Below are 22,950 nucleotides of genomic sequence, written 5' to 3' on the forward strand. Positions count from 1 at the left end.
GGCGGCGCTTCGATCCCACGCAAAGTACAAAGAGCCATAGAGGACGACACACGCATGACGCACGACAACTGTATCTTCTGCAAAATCGTCGCCGGGCAGATCCCGAGCGCTCAGGTCTACGCCGACGACGATGTCGTGGTGTTCAAGGACATCAATCCGGCGGCGGACCTGCATTTGCTGATGGTGCCGCGCAAGCACATCGCCACGTTGCAGGACTGCCAGCCGGAAGATCAGGCGCTGCTGGGCAAGATGATGCTGCTCGCGCCGAAGCTGGCGGCGGAGCAGGGATATCGCTTCGACGGCGATGCGTCGAACATCGAGGGCAACGGGTTTCGCGTCGTGATGAACACCGGGCCCGGCGGCGGCCAGGAGGTTTATCATCTTCACATGCACATTCTGGCCGGACCGCGGCCGTGGAAGCGCATGTAAGCGCGTAGGAAAGACGGGTTTTCCGGGAATAACGCGACATCTTGCCGCGTTATATGCCGGGAACGTGCAACGCTCCCGCATCGGGAAAGGTTTCACGAAACATTTATTTCTACCCGGCGCCGTGCCCGGTTACGATGCTGGACGTGACGTGTGATGTGCCACAATGGGGCACGTGGTCGCGAAACACGGGGCAAACACAGCGCACGGCGCGGCAGGCCATGAGGCCGCCGGCCGTCGGGCTCGATAAAACCTCGCCGCGAAGCGGCAGAGGTCAGCAAACGCAAGGAGAGTGGTCATGGGTTCGTTGAGTATTTGGCACTGGCTGATCGTGCTGGTGATCGTGATGATGGTTTTCGGCACCAAGAAGCTGCGTAACATCGGCAGCGACCTCGGTGGCGCGGTCAAGGGCTTCAAGGACGGCATGAAGGAAGGCGAAGGCGCCCCCGGTGCCAAGGAAGACCCGGCGGCTGCCAAGGAACTGCGCGATTCGACCACCATCGACGTGCAGGCCAAGGACGCGAGCAATCACAAGCAAGGCTAAGCCGGCGTCGACATGATCGATCTCGGTCTTTCCAAACTGATGTTGATCGGCGTGGTTGCGCTGGTCGTGATCGGTCCTGAGCGTCTGCCCAAGGTCGCTCGCACTGCGGGCGCGCTCTTCGGGCGCGCGCAACGCTACATCAACGACGTGAAGGCGGAAGTGAGCCGCGAGATGGAACTCGACGAGCTGCGCAACATGCGCACCCAGTTCGAGGACGCGGCCCGCAGCGCTCAAAACACCGTTCAGAAGCAGTTGCATGAGCAGGAGGCGTCGCTTAACGACGCCTGGGCGAGCGCGACCGGCACGTCTTCCAGCGAAATCGCCGGTGGCGGCACCGATGCCGCGACCGGATATTCCGACAGCTATCTCGCCGAACCGGTGGTGACGTCGAGCATTCGCGCGTCGACCAAGCGCCGCAACTGGCGTGTGCGTCGGGCCGCTACGCCCATCTGGTTCAAGCAGGCGAGCACCACGCGTACGCGCGTACAGTCGGGGGCGGCACGCGTGGCGCGTCACACACCGGCCAGGCTGCGCCGGCCCGTCAAGTTCTTCTGAGGGATCACGAGGCCTTCCGAGACCTGTCGAGACCCCCGCGCGAGCTTCCGAGATCAACCGCCCGAACTTCCCGCCATCTGGCCCTGTGCCGGCTTCATTCCTGGATAAGTCGACGTGAGCGACGAGAAACAAATCCCCGACGGGGGCGCCGAAGAGACCTTCATCTCGCACCTGATCGAGCTGCGTAACCGCATCATTCGTGCGGGTACGGCGGTGATCGTGGTGTTCCTTTCGCTGGTCTACTGGGCGCCGGACATCTTCCGGCTGCTTGCCCGTCCGCTCACGCAGTCGCTGCCGGCCGACGGCAAGCTGATCGTCACCGACATCACCGGTTCGTTCTTCGTGCCGATGAAAGTCACGCTGATGGTCGCGTTCGTGATCGCGCTGCCGATCGTGCTGTATCAGATCTGGGCGTTCATCGCGCCGGGTCTGTATCAGCATGAAAAGAAGCTGGTGATGCCGCTGGTCGTGAGCAGCTACACGCTGTTTCTGATCGGCATGGCGTTCGCGTACTTCCTCGTCTTCCCGACGGTGTTCCACTTCATCGCGCATTACAACCAGCCGTTGGGCGCGGAGATGAACACCGATATCGACAATTACCTGAGTTTTGTCCTCACGATGTTCATGGCGTTCGGCGTGACGTTCGAGGTGCCGGTGGTCGTCGTGGTGCTCGCGCGCATGGGCGTGGTGAGTATCGAAAAGCTCAAGCAGATTCGTCCGTACGTGGTGGTCGGGGCGTTCGTGCTCGCGGCCGTGGTGACGCCGCCGGACATCCTCTCGCAACTGCTGCTTGCCGTGCCGCTGTGTATTCTTTACGAGCTCGGGCTGATTGCTGCCCGTTTGTTCGTCAAGCAAGGACAGCAGCCGCAGAGCGGTGAGAAGAGCGATAGCGAAGGGAACGGGGAAGCCACGTCGTAATCGTCCGATCGGACGGTAGTGCAGCGGGACCGTTTCCCCAAAGCAGCATCGCCACAAAAAGCACGGGTATCGTCCCGTGCTTTTTTGTTGCCCGCAGATACTGACGCACGACGCACGGCTCCGAGCACCTGTCACCGGCGCGCCGATTCGTGGATGGCGCTCGGCAGTCGTTCGGCTAAGACGTCACGGCACGTGTCCACGGGCGCTCAAACGACAACGGCCGCGCCGAAGCGCAGCCGTCTTGTCTTTCTCCGGGGCAGTGCCCCGACGCCGGACATCCGTCCGGGCGTCGTGCCGATCAGTCGGCGTTGTTTTCTTCGCTGCCGTCGTCGTCGTCCTGCACCGCGCGCTTGGGCGGGGGCGGACGCTTGCCGATCGTCACCGTCAGGTCCAGCTCCTTCTTCTTGCGCGTGACATGCAGCTTGGCCTGCGCGCCCGGCTTGATCTGGGCGATGACGTTGAGCAGTTCGGTCGTGTCGCGAATCGACTCGTCGTTCACCTTCGTCAGGATATCGCCCGGCTGAACACCCGCCTTGTCGGCCGGACCGCCCTGCACGACACCCGCGATGATGACGCCCGAATCCTGCTGAAGCCCGAACGACTCGGCGATATCGGACGTGATGTCCTGCGGCTCGACCCCGACCCAGCCGCGCGTGACGCCGCCGGTCGTGATGATGCTCTCCAGTACCGAGCGGGCCGTCGACACGGGAATCGCGAAGCCAATGCCCATATTGCCGCCGCTACGCGAGTAAATGGCCGTGTTGATGCCCAGCAGGTTGCCGTTCACGTCCACCAGCGCACCGCCCGAGTTGCCGGGGTTGATCGCGGCATCCGTCTGAATGAAGTTCTCGAACGTGCTGATGTCGAGGTGATTACGACCAAGCGCGCTGATGATGCCCATCGTGACCGTCTGACCGACGCCGAACGGGTTGCCGATGGCGAGCACCACATCGCCCACGCGCACCTGATCCATCCTGCCGAGCGTGATGGCGGGCAGATTGTCGAGCGTGATCTTGAGCACGGCCAGATCGGTCTCGGGGTCGCTGCCGACCAGCTTGGCGCGGGCCTTGCGACCGTCGGCGAGCGCGACTTCGATCTCGTCGGCGCCGTCCACCACGTGGTGATTCGTGAGAATATAGCCCTCGCTGCTCACGATCACGCCGGAACCGAGACTCGACACCGGGTCCTGACGCACCGTGCCGCCGCCGTCACCGAAGAAATAGCGGAACAGCGGATCATCGAGGCGCGGATCGCGATTCTGCTTTTGTTCCTTGCTGGAAAAAATGCTGACGACCGCGGGCATGGCCTTTTGCGCGCCGTCGGCGTACGAGCCGGTCGCCGGCTTGTCGGACAGGCTTGGTGCGACTTCCTGCAAGGCGATGATCGGATTGGCCAGTTGCTTGCCGAACGAACCCTGGCGTTGCAGCCACTGAGGCTTGAGAGTGGCGATGATGAAGAGCAACGCAAGCAGCACGGTGACCGCTTGCGCGAACAGTAGCCAGAAGCGTCTGAGCATGAAAGAGCGAGACCTTATATGAATCGTGTTGAACTCGAATTGTATCTGAACGATACCCTGCAAATCGCGCAATTTCGCGATTACTGCCCCAACGGCCTACAGGTCGAAGGGCGCGCCCAGATCCAGAAGATCGCCACCGGTGTGACCGCCAGTCTGGCCTTTCTCGAGGCCGCGCGAGACTGGGGCGCCGATGCCGTCCTCGTTCATCATGGTTATTTCTGGAAGAACGAAGATGCCCGCATTACCGGGATGAAACGCAAGCGTCTCGGGCTGCTGATCGGTCACGACATCAACCTGTTCGCTTTCCACCTGCCGCTCGACGCGCATCCCGAACTGGGCAATAACGCACAACTCGGTAAATTGCTGGGGTTCGCCGATGATGGCGGCCGCTTTGGCCCCGATCAGCTCGGATGGCTCGGCACGCCGGCGCAACCGACGACGCTGGCGGCCCTTGCCGCTCACGTCGACCAGCAATTGGGACGCAAGCCGCTGATGCTGGGCGATCCGGCGCGCGAAATTCGCCGTGTGGCGTGGTGCACGGGCGGGGCGCAAGGCTTCTTCGAAGCGGCGATCGCTGCCGGGGCTGACGTGTATATCAGCGGTGAAGTGTCCGAGCCGACGCAACATCTCGCGCTGGAGAGCGGCGTGGGATATCTCGCGGCGGGCCATCACGCGACCGAGCGCGGCGGCGCGAGGGCCGTTGGCGAGCACCTCGCCGGGCGGTTCGGCCTCGAACATCGCTTCTTCGATATGCCGAACCCGGCCTGATAGCGCCGCTCGTCCCAAGGGGGGCGCACGGGAGAGACCCTTGGCGGGAGCGGGGGCAAGGGCGGCCAGCATGCCGCCGACCGGCCCCATGGGACACCTGATGCCCTAGCTTTACCCGTTCTGCTTCTTGAGGCTATCGCGGATTTCGCGCAGCAGAACGATGTCTTCCGGCGTCGGGGCCGGGGCGGCGGCGGCTTCCGGCGCCGGGCGCTTGAGGCGGTTGATCTGCTTGACCATCAGGAAAATGATGAACGCCAGAATCAGGAAGTTCAGGGCCACGGTAATGAAGTTGCCGTACCCGAATACCGCCACGCCGGCCTTGGTGAGGTCGGCGTAAGACGTCGGATTCCCCTTGAAGTCCGGCGGGATCGAACCCAGCAGGATGAACTTGCTGGAGAAGTCCAGCCCGCCGAAGATCGCACCGACGATCGGCATGATCAGGTCTTTGACCACCGAATCGACGATCTTGCCGAACGCGCCGCCGATGATCACACCGACGGCCAGATCGACCACATTGCCCTTGACGGCAAATTCCTTGAATTCCGACATGAAGCTCATGCCATTCCTCCGCTGTTTTTGATGAATGGCCGGGGGGAGCATCGCTGCACCAGCCATCACGAATTGGCATTGATTTGACCGGTAATCTCATGCGGGTCTCGGGATGACGGCATCGCCGACGTCGATTAAAACGTCCATCAATGTCACGCGATTGCCACAGGCCACGCACGATGTCACCGGGGCGAGACAAGGAAAATGATGACTAAATGTCGTGCACGCGTCAACGAAAGCGGCGATCATAGCGGTTCTCGTGCAGCATCCCAGAAGCGAAACCCCGGGTGGGCGGTAGCCACCCGCAGGGTACGTTAATCCTTTGAAAATACGCGAAAACCACTAGGAGACTGGGGCGTTTTGCCGTTGTTTCAGGCATTTACGCTCGCGTATGATTTAAGGTTGACGGAAATACAAATTCAACCGTGTGGGGCTTGTGATGAGTGACAATCAGAAATGTGCCGTCGACAGCAACCGCCGGAACCTGTTGATTGCAACGTCCGTAGCTGGAGGCGTGGGCGGCGTTGTAACGTTGGTTCCTTTCGTCAGTTCCCTGCAACCCTCGGAGCGCGCCAAGGCTGGCGGAGCCCCCGTCGAAGCTGATATCAGCGGGCTCAAACCGGGCGAAAAGATGACGGTGGCGTGGCGCGGTCTTCCGGTCTGGATCGTGCGTCGGACGCCAGATGAAATGGCTTCGCTGTCCAAAGTGACGCCGGAGCTGGCCGATCCGGACTCCAAGCTGACGTTTACCTTCCCGATACCCGAATACGCTAAGAACGAATTTCGGACGCGCGTCGAGCACAAGGACCTCCTGGTGGTCATCGGCGTGTGCACGCATTTGGGTTGCATTCCTTCCGGGCCATATCAGGCGGGCGCCGAGGCAGCGCTGGGCAAAGATCCGGGCTTCCTGTGCCCATGCCATGGCTCGACCTACGACATGTCCGGCCGCGTCTTCAAGAACAAGCCGGCGCCAATGAATCTCGACGTTCCTCGTTTCATGTTCGTGAACGACACCAAGATCGTGATCGGTAAAGACGAAAAAGGAGAAGCGTAATCATGGCCGCCGACAAACAGGTCGACACGACGGGCTTGCTGGGCTGGATCGATCGCCGGTTTCCGCTCACACAGCTCTGGAAGGACCACGCGTCCGAGTATTACGCCCCCAAGAACTTCAATTTCTGGTACTTCTTCGGCTCGCTGGCCATGCTGGTGCTGGTGATCCAGATCCTCACCGGCATTTTTCTGGTGATGAACTACAAGCCCGACGCCAACCTCGCGTTCGCGTCGGTCGAGTACATCATGCGTGAAGTGCCGTGGGGCTGGCTCATCCGCTACATGCACTCGACGGGCGCCTCGATGTTTTTCGTCGTGGTGTATCTGCACATGTTCCGGGGGCTGCTGTACGGGTCGTACCGCAAGCCGCGCGAGCTGGTGTGGGTGTTCGGCTGTCTGATCTTCCTGTGCCTGATGGCAGAAGCGTTCATGGGCTATCTGCTGCCGTGGGGCCAGATGTCGTACTGGGGCGCGCAGGTGATCGTGAACCTGTTCTCGGCCATCCCGTTCATCGGCCCGGACCTGTCGCTGTGGATTCGCGGCGACTACGTCGTCTCCGACGCCACGCTCAACCGCTTCTTCGCGTTCCATGTGATCGCGATCCCGCTGGTGCTCATCGGGCTGATCGTCGCGCACATCATCGCGCTGCACGAAGTCGGCTCGAACAACCCGGACGGTGTCGAGATCAAGGACAAGAAGGACGCCAACGGCCGACCGCTCGACGGTATTCCGTTCCATCCGTATTACACGGTGCATGACATCATGGGCGTGGGCGTGTTCCTGATGGTGTTCTCGGCCATCGTGTTCTTCGCGCCGACGATGGGTGGGTACTTCCTTGAAGCCAATAACTTCATTCCGTCCGACCCGCTCAAGACCCCGCCGCACATCGCCCCGGTGTGGTATTTCACGCCGTTCTACTCGATGCTGCGGGCCACGACCGACGACTTCAAGTACGTGTTGATGGGGGTTGCGGTGCTGGTTACCGCCGTCTGGTGGATCAAGGGCAAGGCCGCGGTGACGACCAAGGTTGCGGCGTCCGGCGGTGTCGTGCTGCTGCTGGTGTTCATGTTCCTGACGGAAGCCAAGTTCTGGGGCGTGGTGGTGATGGGCGGCGCGGTGGTGACGCTGTTCTTCCTGCCGTGGCTGGACCATAGCCCTGTGAAGTCGATCCGTTACCGTCCGGGATTCCACAAGGTGCTGTTGGGTATTCTCGTCGTCGTTTTCTTCGTGCTGGGTTATTTGGGGATTCAGGGCCCCACGCCCGTGAAGACGGCCATCTCGCAGATCGGTGCGCTGTATTACTTCGGATTCTTCTGGCTGATGCCGCTGTGGAGCAAGTGCGGCACCTTCAAGCCGGTGCCGGAGCGCGTGACCTTCGCGGCGCACTGAGCGCACTCAAACGACGACTAGGGATATCAAGATGAGAAAACTGTTGCTTATCCTGGCGCTCCTGAGTGGCTTCACGGCGCCGGCCATGGCTGAAGAAGGCGGGGCGCTGGACACTGCGCCCAATCGCATCGATGATCTGGCATCGCTGCAAAGGGGCGCCAAGCTGTTCGTGAATTACTGCCTGAACTGCCACTCGGCGGCGTCGATGCGGTATTCGCGTCTCAAGGATCTGGGGCTTTCGGAAGCGGAGATCAAGAACAATCTCCTCTTTACGACCGACAAGATCGGCGAAACGATGACCGTGGCCATGCGCGCGGCGGACGCCAAGGACTGGTTCGGTTCGGCGCCGCCGGACCTGTCGGTCGAGGCCCGGGCACGCGGCACGGACTGGCTGTACACCTACTTGCGTACCTTCTATCGGGACGATTCCCGTCCGACGGGCTGGAACAACCTGGCGTTTCCCAATGTGGGCATGCCGAACCCGTTCTGGCAGTTGCAGGGACAGCGGGGTTTGAAGCACGTGGAGGGCGCGGAGCATGGTCCTGCGCAGTTCGTGCAGATCACTCAAGGGACGATGAAACCGGTGGAATTTGATTCTGCTATGGCGGATTTGGTATCTTATCTGGATTGGATGTCGGAACCGGCGCAGCGAACGCGCCGGCAGTTGGGTGTCTGGGTTCTGTTGTTCCTGGGACTCTTTACGGTACTTGCCTGGCGCCTGAATTCGGCCTATTGGAAGGACGTGAAGTAAAATAACGTCTGTACGACGGGGCCAGGGTTTGGGAAGCGTCGGTTTCCCGCCCCGGCCCCGTTGGTTTTTAAGGAAGACGCGCTATGATGGTTTTGTACTCGGGCACGACGTGCCCCTTCTCCCAGCGTTGCCGGCTGGTTCTGTTCGAAAAGGGCATGGATTTCGAAATCCGTGACGTCGATCTGTTCAACAAGCCGGAAGACATTGCGGTGATGAACCCGTACGGTCAGGTGCCGATCCTTGTGGAGCGCGACCTGATTCTGTACGAATCGAACATCATCAATGAGTACATTGACGAACGTTTCCCGCATCCGCAGCTGATGCCGGCCGATCCGGTGCAGCGTGCGCGTGCGCGCCTGTTCCTGTTCAACTTCGAGAAAGAGCTGTTCGTGCATGTGAGCGCGCTCGAGAACGAGAAGGGCAAGGCGGCGGAGAAGAATCACGAGAAGGCACGTCAATCGATTCGCGATCGTCTGACGCAGTTGGCGCCGATTTTCGTGAAGAACAAGTACATGCTGGGTGAAGAGTTCTCGATGCTCGACGTGGCGATCGCACCGCTGCTGTGGCGTCTGGATCACTACGGCATCGAGTTGTCGAAGAATGCTGCGCCGTTGATGAAGTATGCCGAGCGGATTTTCAGCCGTCCGGCGTACATTGAAGCACTGACGCCGTCCGAAAAGGTCATGCGTCGTTAATGCGTTGATTTGCCCGCTGGCGATGCCGGTCTGTCGAGTGAGATGGACGGGTTTCGCGGCGGGATACGTTGGTTATATGCCTGAAACGTCTACCAAGCCTTACTTACTGCGCGCGCTGTACGAGTGGTGTACCGACAATGGTTACACGCCGTATCTGGCCGTGCATGTCGATGCCAAAACGCGGGTGCCGCGCGAGTTTGTGAAAGATGGCGAGATCGTGCTGAACATCAGCTTCGACGCCACGAGCGGTTTGCAGATGGGCAACGACTGGATCGAATTCAGCGCTCGCTTCGGCGGTATCTCACAGAAGGTGGAAGTGCAGGTGCCGAACGTGCTGGCGATTTATGCTCGTGAGAACGGTCAGGGGATGGCCTTCCCGGTCGACAAGCAGGCAAGTGCGGACGAAAGTCCGGAGCTGGAAGCGGTACCGCCGGTGCAGGAGTTGGCCGAGGACGATCCGGATCCAACGCGCCCGGGCGGTAATAGCCCGGCTGGCGGCAACGCCGGACGCGCACATCTGAAGGTGGTGAAGTAATTCGCGGTGCGGGTCTGCTGGCGTGATGCTTTTTCAGCATCGCACGGCATGACAGCAAAAGCGAACGATTTTGCACTGACAGGTAGTCGCAGTGACCGGTGAATCGGTTACAATACACGACTTCGCCGGCTTAGCTCATCTGGTAGAGCAGTTGATTTGTAATCATCAGGTGGCGGGTTCGAGTCCTGCAGCCGGCACCAAATACAGCAAGGGGTTACGAGATTTCTCGTAACCCCTTTGCGTTTCTAAAATCACCAACGCGTTTCCAATCTGGTCCCCAGCGATGGCCTTTCAAGCCGTTGCCGCGCGAGTCGTGAATCACCATGCCCCTGCGAGGCCGTCGAGCTGACGACAGGGCACCGGTCGTGAGCACTTCGTCACCATCACTTCGCGGAGCGTCACGCGTTCAACGTCCTTATCGGCCTGTTCCTGGCGCCCAACGGCGTCGTGGTTCCGATAGTTCGATCGTTGTGCAATCCAGCTCGCGCAGTGAAATTCCACGCCCTTGTGATTTCGCGAGCCCGGAACGCGCGCGGAAGCCTAATCCCATATTCGCCGCGGAGTAGTTTTGATACTGTTGTGGCCGTAAATTGCGTAGATATTTCCGGGACACACGTGATCCGGAATGCCATGCAACTGCGGGGAACTAACGGGAAAAGACCAGCATTCTGCATGCAAAAAATCGCCGCGGATGTCATTAAATCTCATTCTGGATTGATGCGCGATGCAGATCGGCGCCGCATATATGCGAAGCCAAAAGTTTTCAGAAGTCCTGAATTAAAGCGTTTGCTATGAAAATAAAATTGACTGCGGAGTTATTTGGGACCTTCTGGCTCGTGTTCGGCGGCTGCGGAAGTGCGGTGCTTGCGGCAGGTTTTCCGAATCTTAGTATCGGCTTTGCCGGTGTTGCACTAGCTTTTGGTCTAACCGTGCTGACGATGGCATATGCCGTTGGCGGTATCTCCGGTGGACATTTCAACCCCGCGGTTACGCTGGGCATAGCGGCCGCAGGACGAATGTCCTGGCGCGATGTTCTCCCGTATTGGGCCGCACAGGTGATCGGTGGCGTGGCCGCCGCCGCACTGCTTTACGTCATCGCCAGCGACGCCCCCGGTTTTGAACCCGGCGGATTTGCGTCTAACGGCTATGGTGATTTGTCGCCGGGGAACTACGGGTTGTTATCGGCGGCGCTGATCGAAATCACGCTAACCGCCGGCTTCCTCATTGTGATTCTTGGGTCGACGCATAAGCTCGCGCCTGTCGGGTTTGGTCCGCTGGCCATCGGCCTGGCGCTGACGTTGATTCACCTGATCTCGATCCCTGTGACCAACACATCGGTCAATCCGGCACGCTCGACAGCAGTCGCTCTTTTTGCCCGGACCGACGCCCTCGGTCAGCTTTGGCTCTTTTGGGCGGCGCCGCTTGTCGGCGGCGCGTTAGGCGCAATAATCTGGCGTTTCCTGATTAAGAGGCAGGATTCCTGAGCGAGCGGCTCGCCCGATTTTGGGTTGGGATGCGCTCGCCGTGCGCGATCAGAACTGCGCGGTAAGCGAGAATCCGACAGTAGCGTGTGCGGTTTGAAACGAAGTTGGCTTATAGATTGGGGTGCCGGCAAAGACTTCACCAGTGACAAAACCGAATGGGAGCTTGGTATTGCCGCGTACGCCGATGACTGCGCCCGCAAGCTGTGTCCCGGCCAGGTACTGCGTGTTGGGGCCGCTGACACGCCCGTAATCCACACCGGCGAAGAGCGATACGCCAGACGCGCTGAGTGCCCACTGCAATTCGTTGCGCCAGTAAAAGCCCTTTTCCGCAGCAAGGGATGATTCACCGTCAAATCCACGAACGGTATAGCGGCTGCCGATACTCATGTCGTCGATGTAGTGCAGCACGTCGCCGGTGAATTGCCCGTGAAATGTCGTGACGTAGCGAAGTGGCAATTGACCGAGCGGCAGTGACAGGTTCGCGTCAAGTACCGCCATCTTGAAGCGATACGTTGGCGTGCCAGGCAAGGCGTTATCCGGCGCAGCCCCGAGCCCCGACACGCTTTGACGATAAGCAAGGGTGCCGTCGAATTGCCCGGCACCGATGTAGCGACGATTCGAGATACCGAACTCGATGAAAGTATTGTTCCGATACTGCTGATCGATTTCAGCATCCTCGAGGAAACTGCGTCCAAAGCGCTTGCTTAATCGAACGTGCGCACTCAGCACATTGCTCTGGCTGCGCTGAAGTACCCGCGACAGTTTGAAATCGAGATTCTGCGACTGTCCACGAGTCACGAAAGTGTCGTTCACACCTGCGATTTGTTGGTTATACCGATTGGCGTAAGCGGCCACCGTCGCAGTCCAAAATCCCCACGGAATCGAGTAAAAAGCATTCCATCCGTTCGATCCGAAGCGCTTGTCAGCGAACGACAGATCATGTGTCGCGCCGACATTCAGGATGTCGTTCAGACCCAGGGGATTGTCGATGCCGAGGGCGAGGCTACCCTGCAATTTCCCCGTATCGCGAGACCCTGAGTTGTCGACCGAGGCGACGACGCTCCATCGCTTTGTTCGCTTGACGTCGATGACGACATCGCTTTCTCCGGGCGCTTCCGTCGGCACGATCTGCATCGTCACGTCCTGACTCGCGATGCGCTTCATCTGCTCGAGCCCCTGCTCCAGATCGCGCAGTTCGAGGAGATCGCCTGGGCGTGTGGGGAACGCCGTTTGCCAAGTGCCGTATTGCGATGCATCAGAGAAGCGGATGTCCCCGATGAGGCCGGGAACGAGCGTGAGCTTCAGTTCTCCTGTCGTGAGGTCCTGCTCGGGCACGAGAACGCGTGTTGTCACATAGCCCTTGGCCAGAATCGCCCTGGTAAGCCCGGCTGTTATCGCTGCAATGCCCTCGCGGCCGACGCATTCGCCCCGATAGTGCGCAAGCCAGTCCGTAGCGAACGCAAATGGATCGAGAGGAAGCGATGACGCACCGGCGGCTTGCGCACGTTTGCGGAGTGTCTCTGGAACGTGCAACGAAAATCTTTCGACCGAAAAACATGGGGCTTCTACGGGAAGCGCCGGGAATCCATCTGCAGCGGAAATCGCCGAGCGCACCGTTGGCGCACTGATCGCGGCGGCGCGTTCCTGCGCCTGGCGCTGTTGTTCAAGCAACTGCTGCTGGCGGGCGTTTGTCGCGGCGGCATCTACGGCCGGCGGCGCGGCTTGCGCAAGGGCAACGCCGGGAAGCGAAGCGAACGACACCGCCAGCGCGCAAAGCAGGCGACGGACATTCGTTACGGAGCGGTGCGAAGCGAGATTCATTGCGAAGCGGCGGTGGTGATTCGCGGTGCCAGGGCGAGCGTTATCGCGCCATCCAAAGATGGGGGTGGAATGCGAAGCAAAGTGTGAGCGGCGTGTCCTGATGTGGACCGCCGAAATCAGGCGTCGGACTCTAACATGATCCCCGTGCTATTTGCTTTGGATTATTTATTTATCGGAATGTTACAGGTGAAAGTCTATTTCATAAAGGCAGTTTAGTCGTACAAACAAATACTAAATTATTGAGTACTATTCGACATGCGAAGTTTGTATCGATAGAAGTAGAAATCGGGCGAAGACCCTACTAAAAATAGTCGTACAAAAGATCAGATGAAATCACAAGTCAATCGCCGTGCCCACGGCGTGATTCGGGGAAATCGGGCAGAGGGCGGCCTTCAGCGCGCCATGGTGCGCGCGCTTGTTCTGGCGCAGGTCGTTGCGCCGGTGTCAGTTCGCGCGCAGGTCGTCGCGGCTCCGGGAGCCAATGCGCCCAGTGTTGCGCAGACGGCAAACGGACTGCAGCAAGTCAACATCACTGCGCCGACGGCGGCCGGGGTGTCGAAAAACGTCTACTCGCAATTCGACGTGCCGCGCCAAGGCGTAATTCTCAATAACTCGCCATCGATCGTGAACACGCAACAGGCCGGGTATGTCAATGGCAACCCGAATCTGGCGCGAGATCAGGCTGCCCGCGTCATCCTGAACCAGGTCAACAGCAATTCGCCGAGTCAGTTACGTGGTTACCTTGAGGTGGCCGGGAAGGCTGCGCAGGTCGTCGTGGCGAACAGCGCCGGGATCATGGTCGACGGTGGCGGGTTCATCAACACCACGCGTGCGGTACTGACCACCGGTATCCCGATCATGGGCGGGGACGGTAGCCTGGCCGGCTATCAGGTCAATGGCGGGCGTCTGGTGATTCAGGGAGACGGCCTGAACGCGGCGAATGTCGATCAGGTAGACCTCATCGCACGCGCCGTTCAGGTCAACGCTGCGTTGCATGCAAAGCAACTCAATGTGGTAACGGGCACGAATCGTGTCGATCACGAAACGCTTGCGGTGCAGAAGACGGCGGGCGACGGTGTCGCACCCGACGTGGCTGTGGACGTCGGTCAGTTAGGCGGGATGTACGCGCAGCGCATCTTTCTCGTGGGCACGGAAAATGGTGTCGGCGTTTCCAACAAGGGCGTGATTGCGGCGCAGGCTGGCGATCTTACGTTGACGACCGAGGGCAAGCTCGTCACGACAGGAAGGGCAGAGGCGACAGGCAATGTGAGCTTGAACGCCCGGACAGGTATCGACAATCAGGGCAGTGTCTACGCGGGCGGATTGGCAGACGTCCGCACGGGCGGCATCCTTGATAACAGCGGTGTACTGAGCGCATCGGGGAATCTGATCGCGCAGGCTGCCGGTCTGACGTCGCGCGGCACGCTCGGAGCCGGTATCGACACCGCTGGTCAGCCGACACTCACGGGCAATCTGAGTGTGACGGCCTCCGGAAAGGTGGTCGCGACCGGGCGCAACGTCGCTCGCGGCGACATGACATTCGTCGCCGATGCGCTGGACCTTTCCGGTAGTCGTACGGATGCGAGTCAAAGCTTGTCGCTGACGTCACGGGCAGGCGATATCGACCTTCAGCGCGCCATTGTCACGGCTTCCAACGCGCTGAGCGTGAAGGCCGCGCAAGGCGTCCTCAATGCAAACGGGGCATTGGCGGCCGACACGATCACGTTGACAGCGCTGGGCAGTATCGACAACACCGATGCACAAATGGCCGCGAGAACGCGGCTTGACGTCACCGGGGCAAGTCTCGATAACCAGCGCGGCTTGATGCAGTCAGGTGGGCTTCTCAAGGTCAGGGGTGCGTCGCTGAACAACACCGCCGGGCGCGTAGTATCGCTCGGTGGCGACGGCAATTCGATCGACATCGACGGCGAATTGCGCAACGCGGCGGGCACGAACGGACTCGGCGCAGCCGGCGGGGTCATCGGCACCAACGGCGACCTGCGCCTGCATGCCGGCTCCCTGATCAATGCCGCGCAACTCGTTGCTGCGACGACGATGACCCTTACGTCCGGGCAACTGGACAACACCAACGGGACACTCTCCGGCGCACAAATCGATGTGAGCGCCGATGGTGCTCTGACCAATCGTCAGGGCGTAATTTCCGCGACGACATCGACCCTTCGCGCTGGAAAACTCGTCAACGATCATGGGCTGATCGACGCGGACACCTTGTCGTTGTCGGTGTCGGGCGATGCGTCCAACCGTTCGGGAGAGATCAAGCAGTACGGCGATTCGGGTCAGACCATCAAAGTCGAAGGCGCGCTGGACAACAGTGCTGGCACGGTAGCGACCAAGGCCGCCGAGCTGGCGCTGAACGTCGGACAACTGGTCAACGACCAGGGGAAGATTAGTCATCTCGGCAACGGCACCTTGTCGGTCGTGTCGACGGGTGACGTCACAAACCTGGCCGGTCTGCTGGGAAGTCTGGGCGCGCTCCGGATCTCGGCGGCGCGCATCGACAACACGGGCGGCGAACTGAGTGCGGGCGATTCCGCGTGGCTTACCGCCACGGCGAACATCGTCAATCGCAATGGCGGTGTGGTGTACGGCGCGAAAGGTCTGACGGTTTCGGCGGCCACCGACATCGATAATGCGGCAGGATCGATTCAGGCCGGTGGCGCCGTCAAGCTGGATACCAATGGCACGCTCATCAATGCCGGCGGTCGTGTCAGTGCTAACGGCGCGCACGATGCACTAACGGTGACCGTCGGTAGTTTCGTGAATGCCGCCGGGCAGTTGACGAATGCCGGAGACGGCGATACCGCTGTGACGGCAGCTCGGGACGTGGGCAACGCCGGCGGAACGATCGGTGGCAACGGCAGGCTGAGCGTCGATGCGGCGACTCTGAGCAACCTCTCGGGAGGCAAGATCATTGGCGGCGGAGACGTTCTGCTGGGTGTCGTCGGCTTGCTCGACAACTCGGCGGGGCAGTTGTTCGGCGGCATGTCACTGACGGTGACGCAAGCCACCGCACGCTTGAACAATGCGGGCGGCACCATCGAGAGTCGTGGCGACGTCTCGTTGCAGGTCGCTTCGCTCGATAACGGTAGCGGCGTCATTCGCTCGAACCGCGACGTGGGCGTAGGCGGCGCCATGAACGGTGCGGGACAAATGACGGCGGGTCGCAATCTGACGCTTGCCGCCATCGGCGACTACGTGAACGCATCCGCCAACCGTCTGCGTGCGGACGGCATCTTCAAGCTCACGTCGACGGGACGCTTCACCAACGATGGCACGCTCACGGCACCCGGCACGCTCGACGTACAAGCCGCCCAGATCGTCAATAACGCGAATGGCTCGATCAATGCGACGACGACACAACTGAGTGCTGCGGGCCTGTTCTCCAATTCCGGCAACATCAGTGGCGATACGGTGCGGCTCAAGGCGAACTACTTCTTCAATGGCTACGGTGTACTGGGTAACGACGTGCAGATCGATGCCGTCGATATCGAGAACAACAGCGCGTCCGCGATTATGGGGGGCGCGAGGCGGCTCGCGCTATATGCGTCGAACTCCGTCTCCAACTACGACGGGGCATTGCTCTACAGCACGGGCGACATCGAGATTGCGCGTGACGGCACACGCGACGGACAGGGGCTGCTCGCCAATCAGATGGCGTTGCTAACCAACCGTTCGGCAAACATCGTTGCCGACGGCAATCTGGACATTGCGGCTCGCGTGGTCAACAACTCGCGCACGAGCATCGTGACGCAGCCGGGAACGCCGCAATCCACGACGCAGGGCTTCAGTCTCTACACGGCGGGGTTGACCGGTGGCGAAGACACGCTCATGCACATGAGCCTGACGTTCCCCGAATGGTTCTGGAGCGGAAGCCGGGCGCCGATATCGTCGTCTCTGCTGCAGGCGCTTGCCAGACCGCTGACAGTCGACATTCCGAAGTCTCAGGTGACGAATGTGGATCTCGCGGCGAAGACCTTCAGTCTGACGAAGCCGCTCGAAGAGTCATATCAGGACATGACGACGCAAGGCAAGGGCTCGTGCGACGATCATGGTCAGTGTGGATCGTCCACCAAGACGCGCGAAGTTGGCAAGAACCCGACCCAGTACTTCAACAGCATCGTCGATAACGGGGACAGCTACCGTGTCGTGTTCTGGCCGGATTGGGACCCGAACACGATGATCCGGCCGGATCAGGCAATCTCCCGCGGCGATCTGGGGATCGACCAGCGAGACTACAACGAAATCACGCGCATCGTCACGACGACACGAACGCGTGACGAACTCATCAGTGCATCTCCCGAAGCGAAGCTACAGGCACAGGGATCGATTCGCATCAATGCCGATAGCGGTGAGATCAACAACCAGTCGTCGACGATGACGGCAGGGCGTGATCTGATTCGACGAGCGACCGGCGGGTCCGTCAACGACGTTGGCATCACTTTGCAGGAGACAGTGACACAGACGCAGACGTCGACCTTCTACTGGCATCAGAAATCGGGCGGCGACAGTGACCAGCAGACGGTGGCCTACCCCGTCACGCCGTTGCCGCCGACCACACTTGCATCGCTTCCGGCGATTGCCGTGGGCAATCAGTCCGTGCAATCCACTGGTCGGAACATCACGGTGTCGAGCGTGGACCCTTCCGGTAACACCGTGGGTAGCGCAGGCGTGACTGGGGGGAATGCGACGGGAACCCAGTTGGGCAACTTGTCGGGCGCGGTGGCCAACCGTCAGACGCTAGGCTCGTCTGCGCAGGCGATTCCCGGCTTGACCTTGCCAAAAAACGCGCTGTTCCAATTGCGTTCGGCACCGGGGCAGACCTATCTCGTCGCCACAGATTCGCGTTTCACCGATTACGGCAAATTCATCTCCAGCGACTACATGCTCACTGGGCTGAATCTCGATCCGCAGACAACGCAGAAGCGCATCGGCGACGGCTTCTATGAAACGCAATTGGTGCGGGATCAGATCACGGCGCTGACGGGCAAGACATTGCTCGCGGGTTACACCAATTATCTCGATGAGTACACGGCGTTACTCAACAACGGTGTGACGTACGGAAAGCAGTTCGGGTTGAACGTTGGCGTGGCTTTGTCGGAAGCGCAGATGAAGCAACTGACCAGCGACATGGTGTGGCTGGTCTCGCAAGACGTGACGCTGCCAGATGGGTCCGTTCAGTCGGTGCTGGTCCCGCAGGTGTATCTGGCGCAGGCCAACACCGTCGATCTGACGAACACCGGGGCATTGGTCGCGGGCGGGAGTGTGAAGCTTGCCGCGACGGGCGACGTGAAGAACAGTGGCCAGATCGTCAGCGACACCGCGACGACGATTCTGGGCGACGCCATCGTCAACCTCGGCGTCATCGGTAGCGGTGGCACGACCGCGCTCTCGTCGTTCGGCGATATCCGGAACACCGGCGGGCGCATTGGCGGCAAGGACGTCGTGGTGCAGGCGGGCCGCGACCTCATCAACGAATCCACCACGCTCACCCAGACCGCAGGGACGGACAACGGTGGCACCTTTACGTCGTCCGCATCGGCCACCGGTATCGGTGCAGTCGGCATCATCTCGGGATCGAACAGCGCCACCGCCGTGGCGGCGCGCGACGTCACCCTCAATGCGGGCGCGATCGCCAGCGATGGCGCTGTGGTGGTTGCGGCGGGACGCGACATCAATGCCAACACATTGACGGCCGGTCAGTCGCAGATCGTCGGTACGACCGATGGGCAGAACGGTGGTCGTGATGTCATTGTGCAGAACGTCGGCAGTGCGATCTCCGCTGGCGGAAATTTGACGACGGTCTCAGGGCGCGACACCACGTTGAGCGGAACGACAGTGGCCGCAGGTGGCAATGCGACGGTACTCGCGGGCAATGACGTCACGGTCACGGCGGTCAAGGATTCGCACACGCACGACGAGCGTTCCTTCGGCGGCACGTTGCAGTACACGAAGTCGTCGCTGGACGAGGCGGTCAATGGTGCGTCTGTGAGCGGGGGCAACCACGTGCTGATCGGCGCGGGGCAGGCGAGCGCCGTCGGTGGCGTGCTCGGCGCGTATCAGATCAGTCCGGTCGCGGCCTCGTCAGGCACCGGAAATCTGTCGGTGCTGGGTTCATCCGTGTCGTCGCAGGGCAATGGGACCATCGCATTGGCGGCGACGGGCGACGTCAATATCGGCACGGTGACGGAGACCCACGATAGTCGGAATTGGCAGCACGATAGCAGTTCCGGATTCCTCTCCAAAACGGAGGAGACGTCGTCATCCAGCTCACATCAGACGATTGCGGTCGGATCGACCGTGTCCGGCAATGCAGTGGGCGTGTCGGCGGGCCGGGACCTCGTCGTGAGTGGTTCAACGGTCGTTGGCACGCAGGATGTCGCTTTGCAGGCCGGACGCGATGTGCGCATCGAGTCGGCGCAGAACGAGAGCCAGAGCAGCTCGTTCTATGAGAAGAAGAGTTCTGGCTTGGGTTCGTCGGGCGGTGTGGGTATTTCGTACGGCAAGAACGAGCAACGTGACCAGACTAACGACAGCAGCGTGACGCAGACGGGCAGCATGGTTGGCAGCCTGAACGGCAGTGTCAGTATCGTGGCGGGCAACGACTTGCTGGTCAGAGGCAGCGACATCATGGCAGCCGGCGATATCACCGGCATCGGTCAGAACGTCACGATCGAATCGGCGCTCAATCAGCAACATCATGACGAGACGCATGAGTTCAAGAGTTCGGGTTTTACGTTGGCAGTGAAGTCGCCGGTCATCGACGCGGTGCAAAACGTGACGAATCAGGTCAAGGCAGCGGTGGACTCGGGCGGGGATGCCCGCGTCTCCGCGCTACGCGGGTATGCGGCGGCCAGCGGCGCGGTGGGTGCATTCGGCGAGGCCAAAGGTGCGCTGAGTATGCTCGAGGCAGGCAAAACACCGGAGGCCAAAGTCGAGCTGAGTTTCGGTTCGTCGAGCAGCAAGTCGACGTCGTCCGTCGATACGACGCAGAACGTGTCGAGCAACATCAGATCGGGCGGCACGACAGCGTTTGTCGCCACTGGCGACGCCGCGTCGGGCAAAGGTAACGTCAACATCATCGGCTCGAACATCGATGCGAAGGACGTCCTCCTGCAAGCCAACAACCAGGTCAATGTCCTGAGCAGCAAGGACACGGAGTCGACGCGCAGCGACAACGAGTCGAAGGGCGGTAGTTTTGGCGTGTCGTTCGGCACCAGTGGCTGGGGGGTATCGGCGTCGTTCTCGAAGTCCAACGGCGACGCCAACTCGGATTCGACGTTCCAGAACAACTCTCACATCAATGCGAGCAATACGGCGGTGATTGTGAGCGGCGGCGATACGAATATCGTCGGCGGCAACGTGAATGCCGACAAGGTGATTGCGCGTGTGGGCGGCGATCTGAACATCGCCAGCGTGCAGGACACGAGCGAGAGTTCCGCGCATCAGCAGAGCGTGGGCGGCGGGTTCAGCGCGAGCATGGGCGGCGCGTCGGGCAGCTTCAGCTATTCGCGCGGTAACGCGAGCGGCAACTATGCGGGTGTGGTTGAGCAAGCAGGGATTCAGGCGGGCTCTGGCGGGTTTGACATCAATGTTGCGGGCAATACGGATCTGAAGGGCTCGTATATCGCCAGCACGGCAGACCCGTCGAAGAACCAACTCACGACGGGCACACTGACGTTCTCCGACATCCAGAACCATTCGGACTACAGTGCTAACAGCTTCGGCTTTGGCGGTGGAGGCACGTTCGGCAATGGCGGTGCAAACGAGCGGACGACGGGACCGAGTTCGGGCAAGAACACGGGCGGCCTTGCACCGATGCTGCCGCAGTCCGAGAGCGGCAGCGAGCGTGGCGTGACGCGCAGCGGTGTGAGTGACGGCACCATCACGCTGACGAACGGCGCGAACCAGACGCAGGATCTGGCGAGCCTGAATCGCGATACATCAAACCTGAATGAAACGGTGAACCGCACACCGGATTTGCAGAACCTGCTTAACGATCAATCGCGCTTGATGGCGGCGGCGACGGCGGCTGGGGAAGCGGTTGCGCGGGATATTGGGACGTATGCAGATAAGAAGCGAGACGCGGCACAAAAGCTGGCCGATGCTACGACCGATCCGGAGTTGAAGGCGCAGTATCAGAAGGAAGCGGACGACTGGAAGGAGGGCGGCGACTACCGTGCGGCGATGCATGCGGCGGGTGGAGCGATCATTGCAGGCTTAGGTGGCGGGAATGCGCTCGGTGGTGCGTTAGGCGCGGGGTTGACGTCGAAGCTCGGCGGGACACTGAACGAACTGAGCGAGAACATTCAGAAGGCCCGTCCGACAGGCAACGCCGACATCGATCAAGCGTTGGCGCAGATCGTGGCGACCGGTGTTGGTACTGCGGTGGGGGCTGCGGTTGGTGGGAGTTCTGGTGCGTTCACCGGGTATAACGTCGATCGGTTTAATCGGCAGTTGCATCCGGACGAATACGCGATGGCGAAGAAGAATGCGAAAGTCGTTGCTAAGCAGCTCGGTATCAGTGAGCAGGATGCGGAAGGTCGAATCGTTGCGGAACTGCTACGCAATTCGGACAAGCAGGCATCCGACGCAGCGGGCGGTGTGCATGACTACGAAGTTCGCGCGATCATCGGCTGTCAGAACCTGAACTGCGATGGCTACAAGTCCGACCCGCAATATGCAAACAACAGCTACAACAGCCAGTACATCGCGAGTAATCAGAAAGCATATGACGCTGGACAGGGAAAACTTACCCAGGGCCTCACCTACAACGACCTCGTGAAATACAATGTCAAGAACAACCCGATCAGCACGGCAATCGCAGGCGCGGGCATGATCGCGTTGGGTGGTGTAGTCGCTGGCGGCGTTCCTTCGGCAATAGCGATGATTACGGGCGGAGGAATAGGCGCTGGCGTGAATACGGGGGCCCAGTACGTGTTCAACAATGGGCAAATCAGTCTCGTTGACACGGCTATGGCGGGCGTGACCGGAGCTCTGACCTTCGGAACTGGATTGCTACCTGGTTTCTTGATAAACACAGGCGGAGCGCTCGCTGGCTCCGCGATTAAAGGTGACAATCCGAATATGAGTATGGCAGGCGCTGCAGCTGGAACGGTCGCAGGCTACGGCATTGGCGGAAAGGTGGAGAGCGCTATGGGCAATCGTGTGAACCCTTGGTACAGAGCAGAATGGGTTGATATCGGCCTCGGCATTTCGAAGTACGTTCCGCCAAGTGCAATCCCTTCGGTTGCCGGAACAACGGCGGGTGCAGTCGCATCGGAATCGACTAACGCCGGAGTAAATGCTGGTCCCAACTTAATGCCGAAGAACAAATGAGCACACGTCTTTCGCGAAGCCTCAGAGCCTTTATCAGCTATCTGCTTGTGTTTCTAATTACCTATTCGTTCTGCGGATTGGTTATCGAGCTCATTTGGCTTCCAATTGTTGCATGGATGCACAATTACGACGGTTACCTTTGGCCGTCAAAGTCGCGCATCTACGCCTGGTGCAAGCTGGTTCCTTTCGCGACCATCGTCTCCGGTGTCGGAGTTTGGATCTACGATCGCAAGCGCATCGGCTGGTAATTGAACCGCACGACATTCCTCGGCTATGAAAATTCAAAAGAGGTCTACGGCTCTAGCAGTGCGAATTTACCTGCCCATGACAAACGGGGCCAAGTTTAGTTTGCGATAGATCTGACCTCGTCAGGTGGGGGGCGGCATCAGCCGGCGCATCGAATGATGTTTCACGCCGATAGCCGTGTGCGCGCCGCCAGTTCGGCTAACCTGCATGAGCGCACACGCTCGCCGTTGGCTCAAACCACGCTCCATCGCAAAGCGGGCTTGCTCACAGCGAACCTGCGCGCTCACCACTTTTTTGCACCGATCTCCTTCAAGACCTGAATATCCAGCGCTTGGTCGGCGAC

16 protein-coding genes, 1 tRNA gene and 1 pseudogene are annotated in these 22,950 nt (G+C 60.3%); 14 read left to right on the top strand and 4 right to left on the bottom strand.

Annotated elements, in window-relative coordinates; translation table 11 throughout:
- Positions 1-54 precede the first annotated feature (54 nt).
- The 4 genes from C5N93_RS01625 to tatC all read left to right on the top strand — a co-directional run bounded on the left by C5N93_RS01625 (position 55) and on the right by tatC (position 2,443).
- Complete coding sequence (locus C5N93_RS01625; RefSeq protein WP_069342313.1) at positions 55-429, top strand: histidine triad nucleotide-binding protein; 375 nt, start codon at positions 55-57, stop codon at positions 427-429.
- A 295-nt stretch (positions 430-724) separates the two neighbouring features.
- Positions 725-970, top strand: coding sequence for a Sec-independent protein translocase subunit TatA (tatA, locus tag C5N93_RS01630; RefSeq protein ID WP_069342312.1), 246 nt, complete (start codon positions 725-727; stop codon positions 968-970).
- Between the two features lie 12 nt (positions 971-982).
- On the top strand, positions 983-1,525 hold the full coding sequence (gene tatB / locus C5N93_RS01635; protein ID WP_242558025.1) for a Sec-independent protein translocase protein TatB: 543 nt from the start codon (positions 983-985) through the stop codon (positions 1,523-1,525).
- A 114-nt stretch (positions 1,526-1,639) separates the two neighbouring features.
- Positions 1,640-2,443 carry a twin-arginine translocase subunit TatC gene (gene tatC, locus C5N93_RS01640; RefSeq protein ID WP_069342310.1) on the top strand — a complete coding sequence of 268 codons (804 nt, stop codon included), beginning with the start codon at positions 1,640-1,642 and terminating at the stop codon, positions 2,441-2,443.
- 298 nt (positions 2,444-2,741) lie between these two features.
- Here the strand turns inward: tatC and C5N93_RS01645 are convergent, their stop codons facing one another.
- Complete coding sequence (locus C5N93_RS01645) at positions 2,742-3,959, bottom strand: Do family serine endopeptidase (protein WP_242558026.1); 1,218 nt, start codon at positions 3,957-3,959, stop codon at positions 2,742-2,744.
- Between the two features lie 18 nt (positions 3,960-3,977).
- Here C5N93_RS01645 and C5N93_RS01650 point away from each other — a divergent pair, with 18 nt between their 5' ends.
- Positions 3,978-4,727: a Nif3-like dinuclear metal center hexameric protein gene (locus tag C5N93_RS01650; RefSeq protein WP_242558027.1), complete on the top strand. Its 750-nt coding sequence runs from the start codon at positions 3,978-3,980 to the stop codon at positions 4,725-4,727.
- 111 nt (positions 4,728-4,838) lie between these two features.
- On the opposite strand, the gene mscL is transcribed toward C5N93_RS01650, so the two are convergent.
- The gene (gene mscL, locus C5N93_RS01655; RefSeq protein ID WP_150722433.1) at positions 4,839-5,285 is read right to left on the bottom strand and encodes a large conductance mechanosensitive channel protein MscL; all 447 of its coding nucleotides are present in this window, start codon (positions 5,283-5,285) and stop codon (positions 4,839-4,841) included.
- A 430-nt stretch (positions 5,286-5,715) separates the two neighbouring features.
- On the opposite strand from mscL, the gene petA reads away from it, so the two are divergent.
- From petA to aqpZ, 7 genes are all read left to right on the top strand, one after another.
- Positions 5,716-6,330, top strand: coding sequence for a ubiquinol-cytochrome c reductase iron-sulfur subunit (petA, locus tag C5N93_RS01660; RefSeq protein ID WP_242558028.1), 615 nt, complete (start codon positions 5,716-5,718; stop codon positions 6,328-6,330).
- A 2-nt stretch (positions 6,331-6,332) separates the two neighbouring features.
- Positions 6,333-7,718: a cytochrome bc complex cytochrome b subunit gene (locus C5N93_RS01665; RefSeq protein WP_242558029.1), complete on the top strand. Its 1,386-nt coding sequence runs from the start codon at positions 6,333-6,335 to the stop codon at positions 7,716-7,718.
- Between the two features lie 31 nt (positions 7,719-7,749).
- A complete protein-coding gene (locus C5N93_RS01670) occupies positions 7,750-8,469 on the top strand; it encodes a cytochrome c1 (RefSeq protein ID WP_150722430.1) in 720 nt (239 codons plus the stop codon).
- Between the two features lie 83 nt (positions 8,470-8,552).
- Positions 8,553-9,164, top strand: coding sequence for a glutathione S-transferase N-terminal domain-containing protein (locus C5N93_RS01675; protein WP_069342303.1), 612 nt, complete (start codon positions 8,553-8,555; stop codon positions 9,162-9,164).
- 76 nt (positions 9,165-9,240) lie between these two features.
- Positions 9,241-9,699, top strand: coding sequence for a ClpXP protease specificity-enhancing factor (locus C5N93_RS01680; RefSeq protein WP_069342302.1), 459 nt, complete (start codon positions 9,241-9,243; stop codon positions 9,697-9,699).
- 124 nt (positions 9,700-9,823) lie between these two features.
- Positions 9,824-9,899, top strand: a tRNA-Thr gene (locus C5N93_RS01685).
- 591 nt (positions 9,900-10,490) lie between these two features.
- Positions 10,491-11,183: an aquaporin Z gene (gene aqpZ / locus C5N93_RS01690; protein ID WP_242558030.1), complete on the top strand. Its 693-nt coding sequence runs from the start codon at positions 10,491-10,493 to the stop codon at positions 11,181-11,183.
- 48 nt (positions 11,184-11,231) lie between these two features.
- On the opposite strand, the gene C5N93_RS01695 is transcribed toward aqpZ, so the two are convergent.
- Positions 11,232-13,004, bottom strand: coding sequence for a ShlB/FhaC/HecB family hemolysin secretion/activation protein (locus C5N93_RS01695; protein WP_242558031.1), 1,773 nt, complete (start codon positions 13,002-13,004; stop codon positions 11,232-11,234).
- A gap of 327 nt (positions 13,005-13,331) precedes the next feature.
- On the opposite strand from C5N93_RS01695, the gene C5N93_RS01700 reads away from it, so the two are divergent.
- Positions 13,332-22,361, top strand: a complete 9,030-nt coding sequence (locus tag C5N93_RS01700) for a hemagglutinin repeat-containing protein (protein WP_242558032.1) — start codon at positions 13,332-13,334, stop codon at positions 22,359-22,361.
- A complete protein-coding gene (locus C5N93_RS01705; RefSeq protein WP_023595420.1) occupies positions 22,358-22,609 on the top strand; it encodes a hypothetical protein in 252 nt (83 codons plus the stop codon). Before C5N93_RS01700 ends, C5N93_RS01705 begins: the two co-directional genes overlap by 4 nt.
- A 198-nt stretch (positions 22,610-22,807) precedes the next feature.
- Here the strand turns inward: C5N93_RS01705 and C5N93_RS01710 are convergent.
- Positions 22,808-22,950 (bottom strand): annotated as a pseudogene (locus tag C5N93_RS01710) (IS3 family transposase); the annotation flags it as partial.

The organism is Pandoraea sp. LA3, assembly GCF_022696215.1.
GTDB classification, from domain to species: Bacteria; Pseudomonadota; Gammaproteobacteria; order Burkholderiales; family Burkholderiaceae; genus Pandoraea; species Pandoraea capi.